At 68.9% G+C, this 24,957-nt stretch carries 22 protein-coding genes; 8 read left to right on the forward strand and 14 right to left on the reverse strand.

The window, feature by feature from the left end; all coding sequences use genetic code 11:
• Positions 1–131: 131 nt before the first annotated feature.
• The 11 genes from F0L46_RS14635 to ettA all read right to left on the reverse strand — a co-directional run bounded on the left by F0L46_RS14635 (position 132) and on the right by ettA (position 13,699).
• The gene (locus tag F0L46_RS14635; protein WP_149818800.1) at positions 132–1,763 is read right to left on the reverse strand and encodes an ABC transporter ATP-binding protein; all 1,632 of its coding nucleotides are present in this window, start codon (positions 1,761–1,763) and stop codon (positions 132–134) included.
• Positions 1,760–2,209: a type II toxin-antitoxin system VapC family toxin gene (locus F0L46_RS14640; RefSeq protein WP_149818802.1), complete on the reverse strand. Its 450-nt coding sequence runs from the start codon at positions 2,207–2,209 to the stop codon at positions 1,760–1,762. Before F0L46_RS14640 ends, F0L46_RS14635 begins: the two co-directional genes overlap by 4 nt.
• Complete coding sequence (locus tag F0L46_RS14645; RefSeq protein WP_149818804.1) at positions 2,206–2,517, reverse strand: hypothetical protein; 312 nt, start codon at positions 2,515–2,517, stop codon at positions 2,206–2,208. Before F0L46_RS14645 ends, F0L46_RS14640 begins: the two co-directional genes overlap by 4 nt.
• A gap of 25 nt (positions 2,518–2,542) precedes the next feature.
• Positions 2,543–3,718, reverse strand: coding sequence for an ABC transporter permease (locus F0L46_RS14650; protein WP_188311972.1), 1,176 nt, complete (start codon positions 3,716–3,718; stop codon positions 2,543–2,545).
• A gap of 1 nt (position 3,719) precedes the next feature.
• Positions 3,720–4,823: a microcin C ABC transporter permease YejB gene (locus F0L46_RS14655; RefSeq protein ID WP_149818808.1), complete on the reverse strand. Its 1,104-nt coding sequence runs from the start codon at positions 4,821–4,823 to the stop codon at positions 3,720–3,722.
• A 21-nt stretch (positions 4,824–4,844) separates the two neighbouring features.
• Complete coding sequence (locus F0L46_RS14660; protein ID WP_149818810.1) at positions 4,845–6,701, reverse strand: extracellular solute-binding protein; 1,857 nt, start codon at positions 6,699–6,701, stop codon at positions 4,845–4,847.
• On the reverse strand, positions 6,698–8,560 hold the full coding sequence (locus F0L46_RS14665) for an extracellular solute-binding protein (RefSeq protein ID WP_149818812.1): 1,863 nt from the start codon (positions 8,558–8,560) through the stop codon (positions 6,698–6,700). The genes F0L46_RS14660 and F0L46_RS14665 overlap by 4 nt, the downstream gene beginning before the upstream one ends.
• A gap of 129 nt (positions 8,561–8,689) precedes the next feature.
• Positions 8,690–9,256, reverse strand: a complete 567-nt coding sequence (locus F0L46_RS14670) for a c-type cytochrome (protein ID WP_149818814.1) — start codon at positions 9,254–9,256, stop codon at positions 8,690–8,692.
• A gap of 247 nt (positions 9,257–9,503) precedes the next feature.
• A complete protein-coding gene (locus F0L46_RS14675; protein WP_149818816.1) occupies positions 9,504–9,878 on the reverse strand; it encodes a BA14K family protein in 375 nt (124 codons plus the stop codon).
• 133 nt (positions 9,879–10,011) lie between these two features.
• A complete protein-coding gene (locus F0L46_RS14680) occupies positions 10,012–11,493 on the reverse strand; it encodes a methyl-accepting chemotaxis protein (protein ID WP_149818818.1) in 1,482 nt (493 codons plus the stop codon).
• A 553-nt stretch (positions 11,494–12,046) separates the two neighbouring features.
• Positions 12,047–13,699, reverse strand: coding sequence for an energy-dependent translational throttle protein EttA (gene ettA, locus F0L46_RS14685; protein ID WP_149818820.1), 1,653 nt, complete (start codon positions 13,697–13,699; stop codon positions 12,047–12,049).
• A gap of 313 nt (positions 13,700–14,012) precedes the next feature.
• Between ettA and F0L46_RS14690 the strand changes: the two genes are divergently transcribed.
• The 5 genes from F0L46_RS14690 (at position 14,013) to F0L46_RS14710 (ending at position 18,801) form a co-directional block, all read left to right on the forward strand.
• Positions 14,013–14,765: an ABC transporter ATP-binding protein gene (locus tag F0L46_RS14690; RefSeq protein WP_149818822.1), complete on the forward strand. Its 753-nt coding sequence runs from the start codon at positions 14,013–14,015 to the stop codon at positions 14,763–14,765.
• Positions 14,758–15,501 (forward strand): ABC transporter ATP-binding protein, encoded by a 744-nt coding sequence (locus F0L46_RS14695; RefSeq protein ID WP_149818824.1) that lies wholly within the window; start codon positions 14,758–14,760, stop codon positions 15,499–15,501. The genes F0L46_RS14690 and F0L46_RS14695 overlap by 8 nt, the downstream gene beginning before the upstream one ends.
• Before the next feature lie 70 nt (positions 15,502–15,571).
• Complete coding sequence (locus F0L46_RS14700; RefSeq protein WP_149818826.1) at positions 15,572–16,798, forward strand: ABC transporter substrate-binding protein; 1,227 nt, start codon at positions 15,572–15,574, stop codon at positions 16,796–16,798.
• Between the two features lie 116 nt (positions 16,799–16,914).
• Positions 16,915–17,796 (forward strand): branched-chain amino acid ABC transporter permease, encoded by an 882-nt coding sequence (locus tag F0L46_RS14705; protein ID WP_149818828.1) that lies wholly within the window; start codon positions 16,915–16,917, stop codon positions 17,794–17,796.
• 18 nt (positions 17,797–17,814) lie between these two features.
• Positions 17,815–18,801 (forward strand): branched-chain amino acid ABC transporter permease, encoded by a 987-nt coding sequence (locus F0L46_RS14710; RefSeq protein WP_149818830.1) that lies wholly within the window; start codon positions 17,815–17,817, stop codon positions 18,799–18,801.
• 67 nt (positions 18,802–18,868) lie between these two features.
• Here the strand turns inward: F0L46_RS14710 and F0L46_RS26215 are convergent, their stop codons facing one another.
• Positions 18,869–19,126, reverse strand: a complete 258-nt coding sequence (locus F0L46_RS26215) for a DUF1127 domain-containing protein (protein ID WP_188311973.1) — start codon at positions 19,124–19,126, stop codon at positions 18,869–18,871.
• Positions 19,127–19,386: 260 nt separating this feature from the next.
• Here F0L46_RS26215 and F0L46_RS14720 point away from each other — a divergent pair, with 260 nt between their 5' ends.
• The 3 genes from F0L46_RS14720 to F0L46_RS14730 all read left to right on the forward strand — a co-directional run bounded on the left by F0L46_RS14720 (position 19,387) and on the right by F0L46_RS14730 (position 22,212).
• The gene (locus F0L46_RS14720) at positions 19,387–20,262 is read left to right on the forward strand and encodes a LysR family transcriptional regulator (RefSeq protein ID WP_149818834.1); all 876 of its coding nucleotides are present in this window, start codon (positions 19,387–19,389) and stop codon (positions 20,260–20,262) included.
• Positions 20,225–20,884, forward strand: coding sequence for a ribonuclease HII (gene rnhB / locus F0L46_RS14725; RefSeq protein ID WP_149818836.1), 660 nt, complete (start codon positions 20,225–20,227; stop codon positions 20,882–20,884). Before F0L46_RS14720 ends, rnhB begins: the two co-directional genes overlap by 38 nt.
• A gap of 149 nt (positions 20,885–21,033) precedes the next feature.
• On the forward strand, positions 21,034–22,212 hold the full coding sequence (locus tag F0L46_RS14730; protein ID WP_149818838.1) for a site-specific DNA-methyltransferase: 1,179 nt from the start codon (positions 21,034–21,036) through the stop codon (positions 22,210–22,212).
• Positions 22,213–22,270: 58 nt separating this feature from the next.
• Here the strand turns inward: F0L46_RS14730 and F0L46_RS14735 are convergent, their stop codons facing one another.
• Both F0L46_RS14735 and F0L46_RS14740 read right to left on the reverse strand, forming a co-directional pair.
• Positions 22,271–22,717 (reverse strand): hypothetical protein, encoded by a 447-nt coding sequence (locus F0L46_RS14735; RefSeq protein ID WP_149818840.1) that lies wholly within the window; start codon positions 22,715–22,717, stop codon positions 22,271–22,273.
• Between the two features lie 114 nt (positions 22,718–22,831).
• Entirely contained in the window at positions 22,832–24,907 is a 2,076-nt protein-coding gene (locus F0L46_RS14740; RefSeq protein ID WP_149818842.1) for a hypothetical protein, read from the reverse strand.
• Positions 24,908–24,957 lie beyond the last annotated feature (50 nt).

Raw genomic sequence — 24,957 nt, forward strand, 5'->3', positions numbered from 1 at the left:
GAAGGCTTCCTTCTTGCGTCATGGCAGGGCCGGTCGCCGGGAGGCGCACGCTGGCGCGGCCGGGTGAGCCGTCGCTTCCCTCCCCCGTCGCGCCGGGGGAGAGGAACCGGATCCGTCGACGAAACGCAACCCTACTCCCTGACCACGCCCGCGTCCGCCGCTTCCAGGTTGAAGGCCGCGGCGAAGAGAGCGCGGGTATAATCCGTCCGCGGGCGGGCGAAGATGTCCTCGGCCGCACCCTCCTCGACGACCTGGCCGTTCTGCATGACGATGACGTGGTTGGCGAGCGCCCGCACCACCTTCAGGTCGTGGCTGATGAACATGTAGGCGAGCCGCCGCCGTCGCTGGAGCTCGCGCAGGAGGTCGACGATCTGCGCCTGGACCGACATGTCGAGGGCCGAGGTCGGCTCGTCGAGCATCACGAATTGCGGCTCCAGGGCCATGGCGCGGGCGATCGCCACGCGCTGGCGCTGGCCGCCGGAGAACTCGTGCGGGTAGCGGTCCATGGCGGCCGGGTCGAGGCCGACATCCTCCAGGGCGCGGGCCACGATCCGCCGGCGCTCGGGATAGGACAGGCCGCGTTGCTGCACGAGCAGCCCCTCCGCCACGATGTCGGCGATGGACATGCGGGGCGAGAGCGAGCCGTAGGGGTCCTGGAACACCACCTGCATGGTCTTGCGCAGGGGGCGGATGGCGTTCGCCTTCAGGGAATCGATGCGGTTGCCGAGGAACACGATGGGTCCCTGCGAGGAGATGAGGCGCAGGATGGCGAGGCCAAGCGTGGTCTTGCCGGAGCCCGACTCGCCCACGACCCCCACGGTCTCGCCCTCGCGGACGCGGATCGAGACACCGTCCACCGCCTTCACGTGGTCGACCGTGCGCTGGAAGAAGCCGCGCTTGATGGGAAACCACACCTTCACGGGGCCCGCCTCCACCACCACGGGAGCCCCCTCCGGCACGGGCTCGGGGCGCCCCTTCGGCTCGGCAGCGAGGAGGCGCTGGGTATAGGCGTGGCGCGGATCGCGGAACACGTCCTCGACGGCGCCCTCCTCGACGATCCGGCCCTTCAGCATCACGCAGACCCGGTCGGCGATCTTGCGCACGATGCCGAGATCATGAGTGATGAAGAGCATCGCCATGCCGAGCCGCGCCTGGAGCTCCTGGAGGAGCTTGAGGATCTGAGCCTGGACGGTGACGTCGAGGGCGGTGGTGGGCTCGTCGACGATGAGGAGCTCGGGCTCGTTGGCGAGCGCCATGGCGATCATCACGCGCTGGCGCTGGCCGCCCGAGAGCTGGTGCGGATAGGCGTCGAGGCGGCTTTCGGCGTTGCGGATGCCGACGAGATCGAGAAGCTCCAGGGTGCGGGTGCGCGCGGCCCGGCCCGTGAGGCCCTTGTGCAGGGAGAGGATCTCGCCGATCTGCCGCTCGATGGGATGGAGCGGATTCAGCGACGTCATGGGCTCCTGGAACACCATGGTGATATCGTCGCCCCGCACCCGGCGCATGTCGTCCTCGGTGGCCCTCACGAGGTCGCGGCCCTTGAACAGCACCTCGCCCGAGGGATGGTGCGCCGCCGGATAGGGCAGGAGCTTCAGGACCGAGAGCGCCGTCACCGACTTGCCCGACCCGGACTCGCCCACGAGCGCCAGGGTTTCCCCTTTGGCGATGTCGAAGGAGACGCGGTCGACGGCAAGCGTGTCCGCGCCGGCCTGGCGGAAGGCGACGGAGAGGTCGCGGACGGAGAGGAGGGGGGTGTCGGTCATCGTGTTGAGCCCTCCACCGTGACAAGACGCGGGTGGTCCAGTTCTCTGGGCAGTCGCAAGCGCGTGTCCTCCGGGACGACGTGATGGCAGTCCATGGCGAGCGCCGTCGCGACGTGGATGGCGTCCATCGGTTTTAGCCGAAGGCGTGCTCTCAACTCTGCCGTGATCCGGAGGATGTCCCGGGTCACGGGAACGACGATGATCGGGCTCGCCGGGGACAGCATGCGCTCGTAACCGGCAACGACGTCGGCGGCTTGAACGTCGATCGGCTTGACGAGCACCTCGGCTAAGGTCAACTCGCTCGTGACGGCCGTCACGGTGCCGTCATCGATGGCTTCGAGCAGCTCGTCGAGCAGCGCGCTCCAGCGATTTGGCCTTTCCCGCGAGTAGATGACGACGTTCGCATCCAGGTACAGACGGGTGCCACGGAAGCTTTCCCACCTCACTCGTCGTCTCGCATCGCGCGGATGTGGTCCACCACCTCCCGCCCGTCGCCATGGACCTTGCGGAGCCGCCCCTCCGGTTCGGCCAGACGGATGAGGGGGCGCTCCCGGCGCTCCGTTTCCAGCCGCTCCCGAACGGACCTGAACTGTTCGATCAGGTCGGCATACGTGCCGCCAAGACCGTTCGACACCGGTTCAGCCTCGGTCGGCTGCTCGACGATGACCGTCGCGGGCCGGGAAGGATCCAGAGAATCCCGCAGATCCTTGGGCAGCTGCTCCACCGGGTAACGCGTCCGCACGATCCTGTTCATCGCCTCGCCTCCTCGCCCCATCCTATCACGCAAACGTCTTCCTGGGATCGAAGGCATCCCGCACCGCCTCGCCCACGAAGATGAGCAGGCTCAGCATGAGGGCGATGACGAAGAAGCCCGTGAGACCGAGCCAGGGCGCCTGGAGGTTGGATTTGCCTTGAGCCAGCAATTCGCCGAGCGAGGGCGAGCCCGGGGGCAGGCCGAAGCCGAGGAAGTCGAGGGAGGTGAGCGTGGTGATGGAGCCATTGAGGATGAATGGCATGAAGGTGAGGGTCGCCACCATGGCGTTGGGCAGGAGGTGGCGGAACATGATGGTGGCGTTTGACAGGCCGAGCGCCCGGGCGGCGCGGACATATTCGAAGTTGCGCGCTCGCAGGAACTCGGCCCGCACCACGCCCACGAGCGAGACCCACGAGAACAGGAGCAGGATGCCGAGCAGCACCCAGAAGCTCGGGGTGATGACGGCCGAGATGATGATGAGGAGGTAGAGCGAGGGGATCGCGTTCCAGATCTCGATGACCCGCTGGAAGATGAGGTCCGTCCAGCCGCCGTAATAGCCCTGCACGGCGCCGGCCAGGACGCCGATGACCGACGAGATGCCCGCCAGGATCAAGCCGAACAGCACCGAGATGCGAAAGCCGTAGATCACGCGGGCCAGCACGTCGCGGCCCTGGTCGTCGGTGCCGAGCCAGTTGTAGTTCCCGAACGAGCGGAAGCGCTCGAGCTTCTCAGGCGTCGGGTCGCACACGTTCGCGTCCTTCGCCCACCAGGTGGGCGGGGCCGGGAAGCCGCCGCAGGCGGGGGCTCCCGCTCCGTCGCGGCGCAGCACCAGGCCCGGATGGTCGCGGTAGATCGTGTCGTAGCGAAAGCGGACCGGCGGCCAGACCGCCCAGCCGTTCTGCTCCAGCTCGTCACGGATCGTCGGGTCGCGGTAATCGGTGCGGGCGAGAAACCCGCCGAACTTCTCCTCCGGGTAGTCGATCACGACGGGAAAGAGCCACTCGCCCTTGTAGTTCGCTACGATCGGCCGGTCGTTGGCGATCACGTCGGCGAACAGGCTCAGGACGAACAGGACTATGAAGATCCAGAACGACCAATAGCCCCGGCGATTGCGCTTGAAGTTGTCGAGGCGCCGCCGGTTGATGGGCGACAGGCCGCGGCGGGCGGGAGGCGGCAGGGCGTCGGCGACGGTCGCGTCCATCTCAGACCTCCCGGGTCTCGAAGTCGATCCGCGGATCGATCCAGACATAGATGAGGTCGGACAGGAGACCGACGAGCAGGCCCACGAGCGAGAAGATGTAGAGGGTGGCGAAGACCACCGGATAGTCCCGGTTCACGATCGATTCGAACGAGAGGAGCCCCAGGCCGTCGAGGGAGAAGATCGTCTCGATGAGGAGGGAGCCCGCGAAAAACGCGCCGATGAACGCGCCCGGGAACCCCGCCACGACGATGAGCATGGCGTTGCGGAACACGTGTCCGTAGAGCACGCCCCGCTCCGACAATCCCTTCATCCGGGCGGTGAGCACGTATTGCTTGCGGATCTCGTCGAGGAAGGAGTTCTTCGTCAGAAGCGTGGACGTCGCGAAGGCGCCGAGCGCCATGGCGGTGATCGGCAGGGCGATGTGCCAGAGATAGTCGGTGACCTGCCGGTACCAGGGAAGGGCCGCGAAGTTCTCCGAGGTGAGGCCCCGCAGGGGAAAGATCTGCCAGAACGAGCCGCCGGCGAAGAGCACGATGAGCAGGATCGCGAAGAGGAAGCTCGGGATCGCGTAGCCGATGATGACGACCCCCGAGGTCCAGACATCGAAGGCGGAGCCGTCCTTCACGGCCTTGCGGATGCCGAGCGGAATCGAGATCGCGTAGGACAGGATCGTCATCCACAGGCCCAGCGTGATCGAGACCGGCAGCTTCTCCTTGATGAGCTGAAGCACCGAGATGTCGCGGAAATAGCTCTTGCCGAAATCGAAGCGGGCGTAATCCCAGATCATTTTCAGGAAGCGCTCATGCGCCGGCCGGTCGAAGCCGAACTGGCGCTCCAGCTGCCGGATGAAGGCCGGGTCGAGCCCTTGCGCGCCGCGATAGGACGAGGTCTCGCCCCCTCCCCCGCCCGCGGGCTGATTGCCGCCGCCTACGAAGTCGCCGCCGCCCCCCGAGACGCGGTTGCTCGAGTCCTGCCCCTGCAGCTGCGCCAGGATGCGCTCGACGGGGCCGCCGGGCGCGAACTGAACGAGTACGAACGAGATGAGCATGATCCCGAACAGGGTCGGGATCATGAGGAGAAGGCGACGGGCGATATAGGCGGCCATGGGGCTCCTGCGGCGTGGCGGTCAGGTGCGGCCGATCCGCTTGGCCTTCTCCGGGTCGTACCACCAGGCCGAGAAGGCCGCACGGCCGTACTTGGGAAGAATTTCGGGCCGCGCATATTGATCCCAATAGGCGATCCAATTCTCGGCCCGGAACCATTGCGGCACCCAGAAGCGCTGCGCCCGCAGCACCCGGTCGAGCGCGCGGGCCGCGATCGTCACCTCCTCGCGGGTCTTGGCCTGGATCACCGCCTCGACGAGGGCATCGACGGCCGGGTGGCTGATGCCCGCGAGGTTGCTGGAGCCGCGGGTCTTGGCCGCGGCGCTGCCCATGTTGTTGCGGATCGCTTCCCCAGGCGCTAGGCCGAAGGAGTAGCGGCGCACCGTCAAGTCGAAGTCGAACTCCTCGACGCGGCGCTGGTACTGGGCCGGATCGACCATGCGGATCGAGGCGTCGATGCCCAGAAGCCGCAGGTTCTTGATGAAGGGATTGGTGTGCGGCTGGAGCGAGCCGTCGTCCTCCAGGAACTCGATGGTGAACGGCTGGCCGTTGGGCTGGCGCATCACGCCGCCCGCGTCGCGCTTGAAGCCCGCCTGGGCCAGAAGCTCGCCCGCCCGGCGCAGAAGCCGGCGATCCTGGCCCGATCCGTCGGAGACGGGCGGCGTCACGGGCTCGCCGAACACCTCCGGATCGAGGCTCGCCCGGAACGGCTCCAGGAGCCGGAGCTCCTCGGGCGAGGGCGGGCCGGAGGCCTTGAGCGGCGAGTTCTCGAACATGGACTGGGTTCGCCGCATCACCGAGAACATGATGTTGGCGTTGGTCCACTCGAAATCGAAGCACTGGATCAGCGCCTCGCGCACGCGCGGATCGGCGAACTTCTCCCGGCGCATGTTGATGAACCAGCCTTGAGCCCCGGACGGGGTCTCGTCGGCGAGCTCCTCGCGGATCACCTTGCCCTCGCGCAGGGCCGGGAAGTCGTAGCGCGTCTTCCAGACCCGGCTCGTGAACTCCTCGCGGATCGTGTAGGCGCCCGACGTGAAGGCCTGGTAGCCCGCCTCCCGGTCGCGGAAATACTCGTAGCGGACCTCGTCGAAATTGTTGAGGCCGACCATCACGGGCAGGTCCTTCGCCCAGAAGTCGGGAACCCGCTCGAAGGTGATGAAGCGACCGACCTCGACGCGCTTCACGCGGTAGGGGCCCGAGCCTAAGGGCGCCTCGAGGGTCGATTCCTCGAAGGGCCGGGTGGCGTAATAGGCCGCCGAGAAGATCGGCATGCCGGCCACCACGAGGGGCGCATCTCGCCCCCGTTTCTCGACGAAGCGCACCGTCACCACGTCGTCGCCCTCCGCCGTGACGCTCTCCAGCGGGCGCAGGAGCTGGACGTAAGCCGGATGGCCCTTGGTCTTCAGGGTCTCCAGGGAGAAGACCACGTCGCGGGCCGTAATCCGCGAGCCGTCGTGGAAGCGCGCCTCGGGGCGGAGCCGGAAGCGGTAGACCCGGCCGTCCGGGCTGATGCGCACGCTCTTCGCCACGAGCCCGTAGAGGGAGTCGGGCTCGTCGAGGGAGGCGGCCATGAGGCTGTCGAAGGTGAGCCCCATGCCGGCGGCGCCGTCGCCCTTCAGCACGTAGATGTTCAGCGTGTTGAAGGTCTGGAAGCTCTGGTTCCCCGTGCCCGAGGAGATCGTGTAGGAGGCGGAGCCGCCCTTCGGGGCCCGCGGGTTCACGTACTCGAAATGCGGGAAGTCGGCGGGGTACTTGAGGTCGCCGAAGGCCGACAGGCCGTGGCTCTCGCGCTCGCCCTCCTGCGCAAGGGCGGGCAGGGCCGGCGTGGCGCCGAGCGCGGCGGCGCCGATCAGGAGCTCGCGGCGGGTCGGACTCATCGCTGGGCTCCCGTCTTGGCGGCCTTGGCCTCATCGTACCACCAGATGGTGGGGAACGAGGACGCGCCGTAGCGCGGCATGGTCTGCGGGTGGCTGAACCGATCCCAGCGGGCCGTGCGCTCCTTGCCATAGGTCCATTGCGGGACGACGTAGTCGTGGTGCAGGAGCACCCGGTCGAGGGCCTTCACGGCCGCCACCTGCTCCTCCCGGTCCTTGGCGAAGATCACGCCCTCGATGAGGGCGTCGATCGCGGGATCCTTGATCCCGGCCACGTTCTGCGAGCCCTGCCGGTCGGCGGCGGCCGAGCCCCACTGGTCGCGCTGCTCGTTGCCGGGCGAGAGCGACTGGGCCCACAGGTTCGTGGTCATGTCGAAATCGAAGCTGCGGATGCGGTTCTGGTACTGGGCCGGATCCATGATCCGCAGGGTCACGGGGATGCCGAGCCGCTCGAGCGCCTGCTTGTAGGTGAGCACGTAGCGCTCCTGGCTCGCGTCGTAGCCCAGGAACTCCACCGTCAACGGCTCGCCCGTCTTGGTGTTGACGAGGCTGCGCCCCTTCTGCTCGTAGCCCGCCGCCTTCAGGAGATCGAAGGCCTGGCGCAGGTTGTTGCGGAAGGCGTCCGGCGTGCCGGCGACGGGGTTGCGGTAGGGCTCGGTGAACACCGTGTCCGGAATCTTGCCCTTGAGGCCCTGCAGGATCTCCAGCTCGCGCCCCTCGGGCAGCCCCGTGGCGGCAAGCTCGGTGCCCTCGAAGAACGAGTCGATGCGCTCGTAGGCGCCGAAGAACAGGTTGCGGTTGATGTCCTCGAAGTCGAAGGCAAGGTTGAAGGCGCGGCGCACCCGCGGATCCTGGAATTTTGGCCGGCGCAGGTTGAAGGCGAAGGCCTGCATGCGGCCCGACGCCCGCTCGTCGAACTCCTCGCGCACCACCCTCCCCTCCCGCACGGCCGGGAAGTCGTAGGCCGTGGCCCAGTTGCGGGCCACGTTCTCGGTCCGGAAGTCGATCTGGTCGCCCTTGAAGGCTTCGAGCAGCACGGTGGCGTCGCGGAAATATTCCGTGCGGACCTCGGCGAAGTTGTTCTTGCCCACGTTCACGTTGAGGTCGCGGGCCCAGTAGTCGGGCACGCGCTCGTAGACCGCGTTGCGCCCGGCCTCGAAGCTCTTGAGGCGGTAGGCGCCCGAGCCCACCGGCGGCTCGAGGCTCGTCTGGGTGACGTCGCGCTTGCGCCCGTCCGGGGTCGAGCCCTCCCAGAAATGCTTCGGCAGGATGGGGATCTGGCCCACGATCTGGGGCAGCTCGCGGTTGTTCCGCTCCGAGAAGCGGAAGGTCACCTCCCGCTCGCCCGTGGCCTCCGCCCGCTCCACGTTCTTGTAGTAGAAGGCGTAGAGGGGGCTGTTGGCCTTGAGGGCCTCGAACGAGAAGATCACGTCGGCGGGGGTGATCGGCTTGCCGTCGTGGAAGCGGGCGGCGGGGTTGATGCGGTAGGTTACGGACGAGAAGTCGGCCGGGTAGCGCACCCCGTCGGCGATGAGCCCGTACTCGCTGAAGGGCTCGTCCGAGGACGGGGTCATGAGGGTGTCGTAGAGCCGCCCCACCCCCGTCTCGATGCTGCCCTTCACACCCGCGACGACGATGTTGAAGTTGTCGAAGGTGCCCTGCGCGCCGAGGCGCACCGTGCCCGCCTTCGGCGCCTTGGGGTTCACGTACTCGAAATGGGGGAAGCCCTCCGGGTATTTCACCTCGCCGAGCAGCGCCAGGCCGTGCCGCCAGGGGCTTTGGGCCGCTTCCTGCGCGCCCGCGGGCAGGGCGAGGCTCAGGCTGAGGGCTGCCAGGCAGGCACGGGCGAGCGGTCGAAGCACGGGCGTCTCCGGATGGGTCGAACGGATATAATGTTCGACCGGCTCTTTGTGACGTCAATGCGGTGCGGCGGCAAAGAAAAAGGCCGGGCACCGGCCCGGCCTTGCGTCATTCGCGCGCGGCGGCGGTCCTCAAGGGGCCGGCAGCGGCGCCGGGCTTTCGGACAGCGAGCGAAGATAGGCGATCACGTCGGCGCGCTCCTGGGGCGACTTGATGCCGGCGAAGGCCATGGCGGTGCCCGGGAGGTAGCCGCGGGGGTTCTCCAGGAAGCCGCTCAGCTCCTCGTAGCCCCACTTCTCGCCCTTGGCGGCCCGCTCCTTGAGGGGCGCCGAATAGCCGAAGCCCTCGGCGTGCGCCTTGGGGCCCGCCACGACGTTGTAGAGGTTCGGGCCGACCCGGTTGGGCCCGCCCTTCTCGAAGGTGTGGCAGGACGCGCACTTCTTGGCCGCCGCGGTGCCGCGGGCGACATCCGCCTTGGCGAGCAGCACGGGCAGGGGCTCGGCCGCCGCGGCGGGCGCGCCGCCACCGCCGCCCGCGCCGGCACCGCCCGCCGCGGCCTCGGCCACCGGCAGGTCATAGCCCGGAACCGCCGGCTTCTTGGGGTGGAACAGGATGCCGGACAGGATATTCAGGCCGAGCGCGAGCATCAGCGCGCCGAACACGGCGCCCATGATCTTGTTGAGCTCGAACGAGTTCATGCAGTCGCTCCCGTCCGCGCGGATCGAAGGCGGACATGCGAGTGGGGAAAGGGGCGATGAGGCGGGGAACCCCGCCGCGCGGTTGCTTAGCCCTAATCCCACGGCTTTGACAATGGCCTAACGCAGCGCGCGTCGTCGCACTTTCGACGGGCCCCTGGCGCTCCCCGTCGCGCTTGCGGGGGAGATCACGCATGAAAACGCCTCCGCCGGGGTCGGCGGAGGCGCGCTCAAGGCCGAACGGCCGCGCTCACTCGCAGGCGTAGCGGTACCCGTCCCGGGCGAGGTAGGTGCCCGTCTGGGGATCGAAGGACCGGTACTTGCGCGAGCAATAGGCGATGTAGTCCGGATCCTGCGTGCGGTGCAGGGGCTGGGCCGCCTGGGAGGAGGCGATGGCGCCCGCAATCAGCGCGCCCGCCGCGAGCCCGCCCACGACGCCCACCGCAACATCGCCGCCGCGGTAATAATGGCGGCGGTAATAGTACTGCACGTCCTGGCGTAGCGGATCGCCCGCCGCGACCTCGGCCCGCACGGCCGCCGCGGCCGGGAGCGGCAGGGCCTGGGCGGAGCCGAGCGACCCGGCGAGGGTGGCGGCGGCGAGAAGAAGGCTCACGGTCTTGCGCATGCGGGTTCCCCGGTTCGGGGCCCGGCACGGCTCCAGCCGTGGGGCCCTGGTTTTGACCGGGCGGACCTTAGCGGTCGGGGCGCGGACGGAGGTGCGCCCGCGCACCCGGGCTCGCATCGGGGTGGACGACGGATCAGCGGGCCAGCACGCGGGCCGCCTCCTTCGTGGTGGAGACCGCGCGCCCGACCTGGGCCACGGCGCCGGAGATGGCCGAGACGTTGCCGGAGATCTGCTGCACGGCGCTCGCGGTGCTCTGCATGCTCGAGGACATCTCCCGGGTGACGGCGCTCTGCTCGTCGACGGCCGCCGCCGTCCCGACCACGTAGTCGCGCATGGATTCCACCGAGGCCCGGATCGCGTCGAGCGAGGACACGACCGAGGTGGCGACGCCCTGCACGCCGTCGATCTCCGAGGCGATCTGCTCCGTGGCGCGGGCCGCCTGGTTGGCGAGGTTCTTCACCTCCTGGGCCACGACCGCGAAGCCCCTGCCCGCCTCGCCCGCGCGGGCCGACTCGATGGTGGCGTTCAGCGCCAGCAGGTTGATCTGGCCCGCGATGTTCTGGATCAGGCCTACGATCCCGCCCATGGCGGTGGCGGCGTCCGACAGCTTCGTGGTGAACTCGCCCGCCGCGCGGGTCTGCTCGAAGGCCGTGTCGGTGGCGCCGCGCGCCTTCGACATGCTCTGCGCGATCTCGGTGATCGAGGCCGCGAGCTCCTCGGAAGCCGCCGCCATGGCCTGCATGTTGCCCGACGTGCTCTGGGCCGAATGGGTCGCCTCGTCCGCCTGCTCGTTGGAGCGGGCGATGGCGTGGTCGATCTCGCCGAAATTGGTATCGATGAGGTGGCGCAGGTCGCGCAGGAGCTTCACCTGCGCGGTGACGTCGGTGGCGAACTTCACGACCTTCATGGGCCGGCCGCTCGCATCGAGGATGGGGTTGTAGGAGGCCTGGATCCAGACCTCGCGCCCGCCCTTGCCGATGCGCTTGTACTGCGCCGCCTGGTACTCGCCCCGGCGCAAGGCCGCCCAGAACGCTCCATATTCGGGGCTCGCCTTGGTGGCGGGCTCGACGAACATGGAATGGTGCTGGCCGACGATCTCGGGGAGCGTATAGCCGAGCGCGTCGAGAAAGTTGGGGTTGGCGTCGAGGATCACGCCGTCGAGGGTGAAGGAGATGACGGCCTGGACCTTGTTGATGGCGGCGATCTGGCCGGCCCGATCCGCGTCGTCGGTCTTCTGCCGGGTGATGTCGGTAGCGAACTTCACCACCTTCACGGGCTTGCCGTCGCGGCCGAGGACCGGGTTGTAGGACGCCTCGATCCAGATCTCCCGCCCGCCCTTGCCGATGCGCTTGTACTGCGAGGCTTGGTACTCGCCCCGGCGGAGCGCCGCCCAGAAAGCCGTATATTCGGGGCTCGCCTTCGTGGCGGGCTCGACGAACATGGAATGGTGCTGGCCCACGATCTCAGGGAGCGTGTAGCCGAGCGTGGTCAGGAAGTTCTGGTTGGCCGTGAGGATGCGGCCCTCCAGGTCAAACTCGATGATCGCCTGCGAGCGATCGAGCGCCGCGAGCTTCGCCTGCATGTCTTCGGTGCGCACGGACTTGAAAGCGAACATGGCCGTCTCCTCGGGCAGTTTCTTGTGGGCTCAATCGGGATCGAAGGGGGATCAGGAACGAGCCGGCGGCGGACGCTCGCGGGAGCGACAGGGCGGGCCGGAGCGGTGGAGCTGCCGCGTGCGCATGGACGGGCTTTCAGTCGTCGGAGCGCCGCAAGGGCGTGCGCCACGTTTTACGTTGATGCATTCTCTCAGTTGACCTGATTAAAAAGAGGTAAACTGACGCTACGTGAGGCCGATAGAAAGCGTATTTGAGCGACCATAACGCCGGACAGACATGATCAATGCCCGACACATCATGTGAATTACAACCCGGTCGAGCACATTGTGGGTATTCGACTCCGACGCCGCCGCCCCATCACCTTACCGGAACCTTATTTTCCGGCGGATACGAGCTGACGTTGCGTGAGCCTGCCGCGACTCATTCGCCGGGGACATCGGCGCGCAGGAACGGGGCCGGCGAGCGCTCGGCTCCAGCCTGGGGGCAGGTGATCGTGGGGTGGGGACGTGCCGGGGAGCGGCCGCCCCGATGCTCCGGGGCGGCCGTCGAGCTCTAGCGGGAGAACTTCTTGTACTTGATGCGGTGGGGGATCGTGGAATCGGTGCCCAGGCGCCGCTTCTTGTCCTCCTCGTAATCCGCGAAGTTGCCCTCGAACCATTCCACATGGCTGTCGCCCTCGAAGGCGAGGATGTGGGTGGCGATGCGGTCGAGGAACCAGCGATCGTGGCTGATGATGACGGCGCAGCCGGCATAGTCCTCCAGCGCCTCCTCCAGCGCCCGCAGGGTGTCGACGTCGAGGTCGTTGGTGGGCTCGTCGAGGAGGAGCACGTTCGCGCCCGATTTCAGGATCTTGGCGAGGTGCACCCGGTTGCGCTCGCCGCCCGAGAGCACGCCCACCTTCTTCTGCTGGTCCGAGCCCTTGAAGTTGAAGGCGGAGCAATAGGCTCGCGCGTTGATCTCGCGCTTGCCCAGATACAGGATCTCGTTGCCGCCCGAGATCTCCTCGTAGAGCGTCGCGCTGGCGTTGAGCGTGTCGCGGGACTGGTCGACATAGCCGAGCTTCACGCTCTCGCCGACGCGGATCGCGCCGTCGTCGGGCTTGTCCTGGCCCGTGATCATCCGGAACAGCGTGGTCTTGCCCGCGCCGTTGGGGCCGATCACGCCCACGATGCCGCCCGGGGGCAGCCGGAAGCTGAGACCGTCGATGAGCAGCTTGTCGCCGAAGGCTTTTTTCAGCCCATCGAACTCGATGACGTTGTTGCCCAGCCGCTCGGCGATCGGAATGATGATCTGCGCCGTCGTCGGGCCCCGGTCGGATGCCTTGGCGACGAGGTCGTCGTAGCGCTGGATGCGCGCCTTGGACTTGGCCTGGCGGGCCTTCGGCGAGGCCTGCACCCATTCGCGCTCGCGCTCGATGGTGCGCTGGCGCGCCTCGTCCTCGCGGCCCTCCTGCGCGAGCCGCTTCTGCTTCTGCTCCAGCCAGGACGAGTAGTTGCCCTGGTAGGGGATGCCCCGGCCGCGGTCGAGCTCCAGGATCCAGCCCGTCACGTTGTCGAGGAAGTAGCGGTCGTGGGTCACGATGAGGATCGCGCCCGGATAGGAGCGAAGGTGCCCCTCGAGCCACGCGGTGGTCTCGGCGTCGAGGTGGTTGGTGGGCTCGTCGAGGAGCAGGAGCTCGGGCTGCTCAAGAAGGAGCCGGCACAGGGCCACGCGGCGGCGCTCGCCGCCCGAGAGCTTGTCCACCGACCAGTCGTCGGGCGGGCAGCGCAGCGCGTCCATGGCCTGGTCGACCTTGGAATCGAGGTCCCACAGGCCCTTCGCCTCGATCTCGTCCTGGAGCCGCGTCATCTCGTCCGCGGTCTCGTCCGAGTAGTTCATGGCGAGCTCGTTGTAGCGGTCGAGGATCGCCCGGCTCGGCGCGACGCCGAGCTCGACGTTCTCGCGCACCGTCTTCGTCTCGTCGAGATTGGGCTCCTGAGGCAGGTAGCCGACCCGCGCGCCCTCCGCCACCCAGGCCTCGCCGGTCCAGTCCTTGTCGGTGCCGGCCATGATGCGCAGCAGCGTCGACTTGCCCGCGCCGTTGACGCCGAGCACGCCGATCTTGGCGTCGGGATAGAAGGAGAGGTGGACGTTCTCCAGAACCTTCCGTCCGCCGGAATAGGTCTTGGAGAGACCACGCATGTGATAGATGAATTCGCGGGCCATGGGGTCCGTTTCCTGAGCGGCTGGAGCTGTCGCGGGATGTGGCCCGTGAGTTACCAGCCGCGGGCGCGCCGGGCAAGTGTTCGCACCCGTGGCGCCGACGGGCGGGCGCCTGCGGCCTCAAGCGCCCGAGAGTGCGAAATCGCGCGCGAGATCGCCCCTCCCACAACCCCCGCTCCGTTCAAAACGGTGGGAACGCCCAGTTTTTCCGCGATCGGGCCCCTTGAAGGCCACCGGGTTCTTATATCTACTCCTCGCAGAACGATAATAATCCAGGGAGGGGCGGGACCGTGCCGAAAGGCGCGACCGCACGGCGATGAGCGACTACATCATCGAGACGGCCGGCCTGACGAAGGAGTTCAAGGGCTTCACCGCCGTGAACGCGGTGGACCTGCGGATCCGCCGCGGCACCATCCATGCGCTGATCGGACCCAACGGAGCGGGCAAGACCACCTGCTTCAACCTGATCACGAAGTTTCTGGAGCCCACACGGGGCACCATCCGCTACAACGGCCGGGACATCACCCGCGCCAAGCCCGCCGACATCGCGCGGCTCGGGATGGTCCGCTCCTTCCAGATCTCGGCGACCTTCCCGCATCTCACGCTCCTGGAGAACGTGCGGGTCGCCCTGCAGCGGCCGCTGGGCACGTCGTTCCATTTCTGGCGGCCTGAATCGTCCCTCCGGGCGCTGGACGAGCGCGCCATGGCGCTCCTCGACGAGGTGGGCCTCACGGCCTATGCCACGCTGCCCGCGGTGGAGCTGTCCTATGGCCGCAAGCGGGCCCTGGAGATCGCGACGACGCTCGCCCTCGATCCCGAGATGCTGCTCCTCGACGAGCCCACCTCCGGCATGGGCCACGAGGACATCGGCCGGGTGGCGGCCCTCATCCGCCGCGTCGCCGCCAACCGCACGGTCCTGATGGTGGAGCACAACCTCTCGGTCGTCTCCGACCTGTCCGACACGATCACCGTGCTGGCCCGGGGCGAGATCCTCGCGGAGGGCACCTACGCGCAGGTCTCGAAGAACCCCGACGTCGTGGACGCCTATATGGGGACCGGTCATGCTTGAGACCCTGGCCTCCGCGCCCGTCCTTCCCTCCACCCGCCGCACCCTCCTCGACGCCCGCGATCTCCATGCCTGGTACGGCGAGAGCCACATCCTGCACGGCATGACCTTCACGATCCCCGAGGGCGAGGTCGTGACGCTGCTCGGGCGCAACGGCGCGGGCAAGACCACCACGATGCGCTCCATCATGGGGCTCCTGCGCAAGCGCGAGGGCTCGCTGGTCTATGACGGCACCGAGACCGTGGGACTGCCGCCGAACCGCATCGCGCGCCTCGGCATCGGCTACGTGCCCGAGGAGCGGGGCATCTTCGCGAGCCTCAATGTCCGCGAGAACCTGGAGCTGCCCCCCGTCGTGAAGCCCGGCGGGCTCACCACGGCGGAGGTCTACGAACTGTTCCCCCGCCTCCTCGAGCGCAAGGGCTCGCAGGGCACGAAGCTGTCGGGCGGCGAGCAGCAGATGCTCGCCATCGCCCGCATCCTGCGCACGGGCGCCAAGCTCCTGCTCCTCGACGAGCCGACCGAGGGCCTCGCCCCCGTGATCGTGCAGCAGATCGGCGAGATCATCCGCACGCTGCGCGCCAAGGGGTTCACGGTCCTGCTCGTCGAGCAGAACTTCCGCTTCGCCGCGACCGTCGCCGACCGCCATTACGTGGTGGAGCACGGGCGCGTCGTCGACGCCATCCTGAACGAGGATGTGCCGGCCAACACGGCCAAGCTGCAGGAGTACCTCGGGGTCTAGGACGACCCTGGGGCCTTGAGAGTATCTGGGCGCCCCGTCCGGCGCCCTAACGATAACAGAGGAGGAACGGATGAACCTGAAGACCTGGCTTCTCGCCGCCACCGCGCTCGGCCTCGCCGGCGCGGCCCATGCCCAGTCGGGCGACGACGTCATCAAGATCGGCGTGCTCAACGACCAGTCGGGCCTCTACGCCGACATCTCGGGCCAGGGCTCGGTGTGGGCCGCCCGCAAGGCCGTCGAGGATTTCGGCGCCGCCGCCAAGGGCATGAAGGTCGAGGTGATCTTCGCCGACCACCAGAACAAGCCCGACGTGGGCTCCAACATCGCCCGCCAGTGGTTCGATCGCGACAACGTCGACCTCATCGTCGACGTGCCGACCTCCTCGGTCGCCCTCGCCGTCAACGACGTGACCCGGCAGAAGAACAAGGTGTTCATCAACTCGGGCGCCGCCACCTCCGACCTCACGGGCAAGGCCTGCTCGCCCAACACGGTCCACTGGACTTACGACACCTGGGCGCTCGCCAACGGCACCGGCAAGGCGGTGGTGCAGTCGGGCGGCAAGACCTGGTTCTTCCTCACCGCCGACTACGCCTTCGGCCACGCCCTCGAGCGCGACACGAAGGCGGTGGTGGAGGCCAATGGCGGCAAGGTGCTCGGCGCCGTGCGCACGCCCTTCCCCGGCACGGACTTCTCGTCGTTCCTGCTCCAGGCCCAGGCCTCCAAGGCGCAGATCATCGGCCTGGCGAATGCCGGCGGCGACACGATCAACTCGGTCAAGCAGGCCGAGGAGTTCGGCATCACGGCCGGCGGGCAGAACCTCGCCGCCCTGCTCATGTTCGTCTCCGACGTTCACGCGCTCGGCCTCAAGACCGCGCAGGGCCTCATCTACACCGACCCGTGGTACTGGGATCAGAACGACAACAACCGCGCCTTCGCCAAGGAATTCGCGGCGGGCAACAAGGGCTCCCATCCGGGCATGACCCATGCGGGCGTCTATGCCGGCGTCCTCCACTACCTCAAGGCCGTCGAGGCCCTGAAGAAGGAGGGCAAGAACGAGAGCGACGGGTCCGTCGTGGTCGCCAAGATGAAGGAGATCCCCACGGACGACCGCCTCTTCGGCAAGGGCACCGTCCGCGCCGACGGCCGCAAGGTCCATCCCATGTATCTGTGGGAGGTGAAGAAGCCGTCCGAGAGCAAGGGCCCCTGGGACTATCTCAAGCTGCGGGCCACGATCCCCGTCGACCAGGCCTTCCGGCCCCTCGACCAGGGCGAGTGCCCGCTCGTGAAGAAGACCTGACGCGCCTCGCGGAGCCCGGCACCCCGCCGGGCTCCGCCCCCTCGACCGACGCCCGCGCCGCGCGCCGCACCGACGAGCCGGGCTCCGCCCCTGACCGCCGAGGATCAACGCCCATCATGTTCGAGCTCATCGGCATCCCGCCCCAGGCCCTGTTCGGCCAGCTCATGCTCGGCCTCATCAACGGCGCGTTCTACGCGTTGCTGAGCCTCGGGCTCGCGGTGATCTTCGGCCTGCTCAACGTCATCAACTTCACCCACGGCGCCCAGTACATGATGGGCGCCTTCGTGGCCTGGATGCTGCTCAACTGGGTCGGCGTGCCCTATTGGGGGGCCCTGATCATCGCGCCGGTGCTCGTCGGCGCCTTCGGGATCGTGCTGGAGCGGCTGTTCCTGTCGCGGCTCTACCACCTCGACCACCTCTACGGCCTTCTCCTCACCTTCGGCCTCGCGCTGATCCTGGAGGGCCTGTTCCGCAGCCAGTTCGGCTCCTCGGGGCTGCCCTACGGCAACCCGCTGCCCGGTGGCACCAATCTCGGCTTCATGTTCCTGCCCTGGTACCGGGCCTGGGTCGTGGGCTTCTCGCTCTTCGTGTGCCTCGCGACCTGGTTCGTGATCGAGCGCACCAAGCTCGGCTCGTACCTGCGCGCCGCCACCGAGCGGCCGGACCTCGTCCAGGCCTTCGGGGTCAACGTGCCGCGCATGATCACGCTCACCTACGGCTTCGGGGTGGGGCTTGCGGCGCTGGCCGGCGTGCTCGCCGCGCCCGCCTACCAGGTCAGCCCGACCATGGGCTCGAACCTCATCATCATCGTCTTCGCCGTGGTGGTGATCGGCGGCATGGGCTCGATCCTGGGCTCCGTGATCACGGGCTTCGGGCTCGGGATCGTGGAGGGGCTCACCAAGGTGTTCTATCCGGAGGCATCGGCCACCGTGATCTTCGTCGTGATGGCGATCGTGCTGCTGGTGCGGCCGGCGGGCCTCTTCGGCACCGCGAAGTAAGACAAGCGAGGGCTCGCCATGCTGAAGACCCAGACCCCGATCCTCGCCGAGAGCCCCGCCGCTCCCCCGAAGGCCGCCTCCACCACCGGGCGCGACCTCATGATCTTCGGCGGGCTGCTGCTGCTCCTCGCGGCAGCGCCTTTGGTGCTCTATCCCGTCTTCCTCATGAAGGTTTTGTGCTTCGCGCTCTTCGCGCTCGCCTTCAACCTGCTCATCGGCTACGTGGGCCTGCTCTCGTTCGGACACGCCATGTTCTTCGGCGGCGCGGCCTATGTCTCGGCCTACACGGTCAAGGCCTGGGGCTGGACGCCCGAGCTCGGCATCCTGGCGGGCACGGCCTGCGCGGGCGTGCTGGGCGCCGTCGTGGGAAGCCTCGCGATCCGCCGACAGGGCATCTACTTCGCCATGGTGACCCTGGCGCTCGCCCAGATGTTCTTCTTCTTCTGCCTCCAGGCCCCCTTCACGGGCGGCGAGGACGGCATCCAGGGGGTCCCGCGCCGGCCGATCCTCGGCCTCATCGACACCACCCGCGACATCAACCTCTATTTCGTGGTGCTCGCGATTTTCGCGCTCGGCTTCCTGGTGATCTACCGCACGATCCACTCCCCGTTCGGGCAGGTGCTCAAGGCCATCCGCGAGAACGAGCCGCGCGCGATCTCCCTCGGCTACCGCACGGACCAGTACAAGCTCCTCGCCTTCGTGATCTCGGCGACGCTCGCTGGGCTTGCCGGCGCCACGAAGGCCGTCGTCTTCCAGCTCGCCTCCCTCACCGACGTCGCCTGGCAGATGTCGGGCGAGGTGGTGCTCATGACCCTCGTCGGGGGTCTCGGCACGGTGTTCGGCCCCATCGTGGGCGCCGCCGTCATCATCACGATGCAGAACTACCTCGCGGGTTTCGGCGAATGGGTGCTCGTGATCCAGGGCGCCATCTTCGTGGTGGTCGTGCTGCTCTTCCGCCGCGGCATCGTGGGCGAGCTCGCGGCCTTCCTGGGCCGGCGGACCTGAGCCCGCCGGCCGGGGCGCCGTTCTGACGAGACCGGGCCGGGAGGCGGCGTTCTCCCGGCCCGGTCCGTCACAGGCGCAGCCCGTCGCCCCCGAGCGACGCGGGCACCGGGCGGACGCGGGAGCGGCCGTTGCGCACCGCATCCTCGATCGCGCCCCGGTCGAGGCCGATGTCGTGCAAGCGGTGATCGTCGAAGGACTCGAGCTGGCGTAGGTCGCGATGGACGCGCATCTCGCGGCGGATCGCTGCCAGGATGCCGCGCAAGGCGGCGAGAACGCGGAACGCGGGCGCGGCAGACGCCGCGCGGAAGGACATGAGCTGGGCCATCGTGATCTCCTGGTTTTCATGGGTTGGGCACAGGCCGCCTGGTGCCGCACGGCCTGGGCATGCGGGACCGTTCGCGAAAGCGGCCTCTCGCGGGGGGCATGCGATGGGTCGGGCGGCCGCCATCCGGCCTGTCGGGTCACGTCGTCGGCGCTCAACAGCGGGCGTCGATGGCGATGAGGGGAGGTTAGGCGCGGGGCTTGAATTAGGGAAATGAATGTTCATTATCTGTGGGATAAGGATCTCTTATCCGTGGAGCCCCGATGAGCCGCAACCTCGACACCGCGCTGCTGCGCGCCTTCGTGGCGGTGGCCGAGACCGCCGGGATGACCTCGGCCGCCAACGTGCTCAATCTCACGCAGGCTGCCGTGAGCCAGCAGATCAAGCGGCTGGAGGATCAGCTCGGCCAGCCGCTCTTCACCCGGGACCGGCGGGGCCTCAGCCTCACGGGCGCCGGGGAGCGGCTCTTTGGCAAGGCCAAGCGCCTGCTTGCCCTCAACGACGAGATCTGGTCGGACATGACGAGCGCGGTGCATGAGGGCCAGGTCCGCCTCGGCATCCCCTACGACCTCGTGACCGCCTATCTGCCGCCCGTGCTGAAGACCTTCGCGCGGGCCTATCCGCGGGTGCGGATCGCCCTGGAATGTCGCTCGTCGCCGCGCCTGCGCGAGGCGCTCGCCGCGGGCGAGATCGACCTCGCGCTCGCCACCGAGCGCGAGGTGGGGCCTGATGGCGAGGCGCTCGTCTCCGACCGGCTGGTCTGGGTCGGGGCGCGGGGCGGCGAGGCGCACGCGCAGCGCCCCCTCCCCGTCTCCATCGGCAGCGAGAGCTGCGCCTTCCGTCCCTCGGTGCTCGACGCCCTGCGGGCGGCGGCGATCGAATGGCGGGCCGTGACCGAGATCAGCAACATGGACGCGATCAACGCCACCGTGGAAACCGACCTCGCCGTCATGACCCTGCTGGCGAGCACCGTTCCGGCGACGCTCGAGGTGCTGCCGCCGGAGGCCGGCCTTCCCGCCCTTCCTGTCTTCTCGATCAATCTCTACCGGCCGCGCACGGGCCTCACCCCCGTGGCGGCGGAGCTGGCGCGGCACATCCGCGATGGCTTCGTGTGCCGCCATCAGCGGCAAGCGGCCTGAGGCCGTGGCCCGTCCCGGCCTGGATTTTGCCCTGGAGCGCTCGCTCCTTGCAGGCGGGCACCGCCTCATCGCAGGCCTCGACGAGGTCGGACGCGGTCCCCTCGCCGGGCCCGTGGTGGCGGCGGCCGTGGTGCTCGACCCCGCGCGCATCCCGGAGGGCCTCGCCGATTCGAAGGCGCTGAGCGCGAATCGGCGGGAGCGAATCGCCGCTGCGATCCTCGAATCGGCCCATGTCGGCATCGGCACGGCCTCGCCCGCCAGCATCGACCGGCTCAACATCCGCGGCGCCACCCTGCGTGCCCTGTGCCGGGCGCTCGCTGCCCTCCCCTGCCGTCCCGATCTCGCCCTCGTCGACGGGCGCGACGTGCCCGATTTTCCTTGCGCCGCCAGGGCCATCGTCCGGGGCGACGCCTCGGTCGCTTCCATCGCGGCGGCCTCCATCGTGGCGAAGGTCGTGCGCGACCGCATGATGGCGCGGCTCGGCGCGCACCTGCCGGCCTTCGGATTCGAGCGCAACGCCGGCTATCCGACGGCCAGCCACCGGGCGGCGCTGCGGGCGGCGGGCCCGACCTCTTTTCATCGCCTGAGCTTCGCCCCCTGCCGCGAAGCGCGCGATCCTTAACGACCGTTAAGGACAAAAGCCCAACGATCTCAACGCATGGGCAAAAGGTGCCGCCCCAGATCGGGACGCGATTTTCTCGCCCCGACAACGCGGTCTTTACCCTAACGGACCATGATCATCCTCGTCAGTTGCGTAACCGGTGAATGGCCATGGGTACCTCGCGTACCGGGGCCGCCGGCGCCGCCCCCCGGATTCAGGTCTCGCGTACCGGGCGGGTCGCGTCGGCGCCTCGGATGGGGATGTCTCCCCTTCCTCTCGACGAAATCATCGTCGGCGATTGCATCGCCGCCCTGGAGCGGCTGCCGCCCCAGAGCGTGGACCTCGTCTTCGCGGATCCACCCTACAACCTTCAGCTCGAGGGCACGCTCGTGCGTCCCGACAACAGCGTGGTCGACGCGGTCGACGACGACTGGGACAAGTTCGCGAGCTTCCAGGCCTACGACGCCTTCACCCGCGCCTGGCTTCTCGCCGTGCGCCGCGTGATGAAGAAGGACGCCACCCTCTGGGTGATCGGCTCCTACCACAACATCTTCCGGGTGGGCGCGAGCCTGCAGGATCTGGGCTACTGGATCCTGAACGACGTGGTGTGGCGCAAGGCCAACCCCATGCCGAACTTCCGGGGCAAGCGCTTCACCAACGCGCATGAGACCCTGATCTGGGCCTCGCGGGGCGCCGATTCCAAGGGCTACACCTTCCACTACGACGCGCTGAAGGCCGGCAACGAGGACCTTCAGATGCGCTCCGACTGGTTCATCCCGCTCTGCACGGGCGAGGAGCGCCTGAAGGACGCGAACGGGCAGAAGGTCCACCCGACCCAGAAGCCCGAGGCGCTGCTCGCCCGCGTGCTTCTCTCCGCCTCCAATCCCGGGGACGTGGTGCTCGACCCGTTCTTCGGCACGGGCACGACAGGAGCGGTGGCGAAGCGCCTCGGCCGGCACTTCATCGGCATCGAGCGCGACTCGACCTACGCGGCCGCGGCCCGCGCGAGAATCGCGGGCGTGACGCCCCTGGAGGGCGATGCCATCGCGGCGGCGCCCGACAAGCGCAGCGAGCCGCGGGTGCCCTTCCTGTCCCTCGTGGAAAGCGGGCTGGTGCGCCCCGGCGAGGCGCTGCTCGACGACCGCCGCCGCCACCGCGCGGTGGTGCGCCCCGACGGCACCCTGGCGCTGGGCCCCGCCATCGGCTCGATCCACAAGATCGGCGCCCTCGCCCAGGGCCTCCCGGCCTGCAACGGCTGGACCTTCTGGCACGCGGAACGGGCCGGCAGCCTCGTCCTCATCGACGACTACCGCGCCAAGATCCGGGCGCAGATGGGTGCGGCGGCCTGAGACTACAATGAAAACCCTCTCCCCCCGGGGAGAGGGTGGAGATCGCTGGATACCCGTCTCAGTCCTTGTAGACCGGACGTCCCACCGGCACCCAGGCGCGGCGGGCGGGCTCGATCAGGACGGGGTGGGCGACGTGGCCGTACCGGGCCGGGATCGCCACGGGGACGATTTCCTCAGGCTGGACCAGCACCTGCCGGTGGCGCGTCTCGTATTGGGCGGGGATCGTGACCCAGCAGCCGATCCGGCGGCCATAGGGGTCGAGGCTCACCTGCCAGACCCGGCGCTCCGGAGCGACCACCACGGTCTCGGTCACGGTCTCGTAGCGGGCCGGGATCACGTGGGTCAGGGTGCGCGGCGCGCGGGTCATGACGCGCTCGTGATAGGTACCGTAGACCGGCGGATGGACCGCCTCGCGATAGCAGGTCACGCAAGGCGCGCCGCCCGCGAGCGCCGCGGAGGCCGACAGGGCAAGGCCGGCCAGAGCCGGAACGACGAGACGCAACATGGGACGAACTCCAAAGGAGGCGCCCGTCGAGCGGCGCCGTTGCCTTCGACGAAACGGGAGAACGCCTGTGCTTTCAAGCGGAAGCGGGGGTTAAGGTAAAGTTCGCGCGCCCCCTCAGCTCCGGTTGGGCCGCCGCCCCTCCGAGAGCCAGGCTGCCAGCAACGCCCCGAGCAGCAGCGCGAGACCGAGGAAGCCGAGCGCCAGCGGCAGCACGGAGACGCCCCGCACGATCGCCGTGTCGCTCGGCCGGATGCCGATCCAGTCGCCGCCCGCGAGCCGCGTCCCCGAGCGGACCGACTGGATGCGCGGCACGACCACGTCGTCGCCCGTCGCCGCCACCCGGCGCACCGAACCGCCGGTCGCCTCGGCGAGCGGGCGCAGGGCCTCGGTGTCGCTGAACACGTTGGCGAGCTCGCGGGGATTGGGCGGGCCGATGCTCACGAAAGCCACCAGGTCGCCCGAGCGCAGGGTGTGGAGCCCCAGCTCGCGGGCAGGCACCTGGGCCGTGAACAGGCCCGGCGTCTCGGGCTCCAGGGCGACGGTGCGCTCGGCGCCGCTCGGCGCCGTGACCCGCACGGGCGCGGCCTCGTCGGCCATGGTCTGGCGCTCGATGCGGATGTCGCGGTTGGCGGCGCTCGCACGCAGGGCCTCCTCTTCCAGCCCCGGCTCCTTCATGAGCCAGTGCGCGAGGCGGCGCAGGAGATCGAGATGCGGCCCGCCCTCCCGGAAGCCCCGCGCCCAGAGCCAGGCATGGTCCGAGAGCAGCAGGGCCACCCGGCCCTTGTCCTCGCGCCGCAGCACCAGGAGGGGCCTGTCGCCCGCGCCCTGCATCACCGTGGTCCCGTTGCGCACCTCGGTCCCGAGCAGGCGCAGCCACTCGCCCCAGGCGGGCGGGCTCTGCTCGGAGCCCGGCAGGGCGCGGCTGACGGGGTGGCGCTGACCCATGGCGGTGATGCCGGGGCGGTACGGCTCCTCGATGATCCGCCCGTCGGGCGAGCCGGGGATGATCGGCGACAACCGGGTGCGGGCGAGGCTCGCGGGCGAGGCGAATTCAGGCCCCGCCGCCACGAGCACCGCGCCGCCCTCGCGCACGTAGCGCACGATGTTGTCGAAATAGGTCGCCGGCAGGACGCTCTGGTTGGCGTAGCGGTCGAAGATGATGAGGTCGAACTCCTTGATCTTCTGCTGGAACAGCTCCCGGGTCGGGAAGGCGATCAGGGACAATTCGTTGATGGGGGTGCCGTCCTGCTTCTCGGGCGGGCGCAGGATGGTGAAGTGGACGAGATCGACGTTCGCGTCGGACTTCAGGAGGTTGCGCCAGGTGCGCTCGCCCGCGTGGGGCTCGCCCGAGACGAGAAGCACCCGCAGCTTCTCCCGGATGCCCTCGATGGTGACCACCGCCCGGTTGTTGGCGGCGGTGAGCTCCTCGGGCAGCGGATCGACCTCGATTTCCACCACGTTCGGCCCGCCGTGATCGACCCGCACGGGAATCGAGAACGGCCGGTCGGCCTGGACGGTGCGCCGGGCGATCACCTGGCCGTCGCGGCGCACCTGGATCTGGGCCTGGCCCGTGCCGTTGCGCTCGTCGACCTGCGCCGTGATGGTCTGGTCGCGGCCCACGATGCCGAAGCGCGGCGCGCGCAGGAGCACGATGCGGCGGTCGCGCTCGTTGGGGCGCCCGGTGACGAGGGCGTGGACGGGGCCCTTGAGCGAGAGCTGCGCGGCGTTCGCAGGGATGTCGTGGACGACGCCGTCGGTGACGAGGATCGCGCCCGCGACCCGCTCGGGCGCCACGTCGGCAAGGCCGTTGGCGAGCGCCCCGAACAGGCGCGTGCCGTCGTCGCCCTCCCCGTCGCCGGCCTCGATGAAGCGGGGCTCGACGTTGGTCATGGCGCCGAGCCGCCTCTGCAGCTCGCCCCTCACCCGGTCGGTCATGGCGGCGCGGTCGCCCAGGGTCTGCGAGGTGGAGCGGTCGATGACCACTGCCACCACGTCCTTCACGGGTTCGCGCTCCTCCTGGATGAGCGAGGGATTGGCGAGCGCCAGCAGGATGAGCACCAGGGCCACGGCCCGCAGGAGCGCCACGGGCCCGCGGGTGACGACCGCGAACACGGCGAGCACGGCCACGACGGCGGCGAGCCCCCACAGGACGTATTCGGGCACCAGCGGCGAGAACGAGACGGACAGCACGGGGCTCTTCTCCTGGCCGGTGCCCCTCGCGGGGCCTCCGGCATGTGGTC

It is taken from the genome of Salinarimonas soli (assembly GCF_008386575.1).
In the GTDB taxonomy this organism is placed as follows: Bacteria; Pseudomonadota; Alphaproteobacteria; order Rhizobiales; family Beijerinckiaceae; genus Salinarimonas_A; species Salinarimonas_A soli.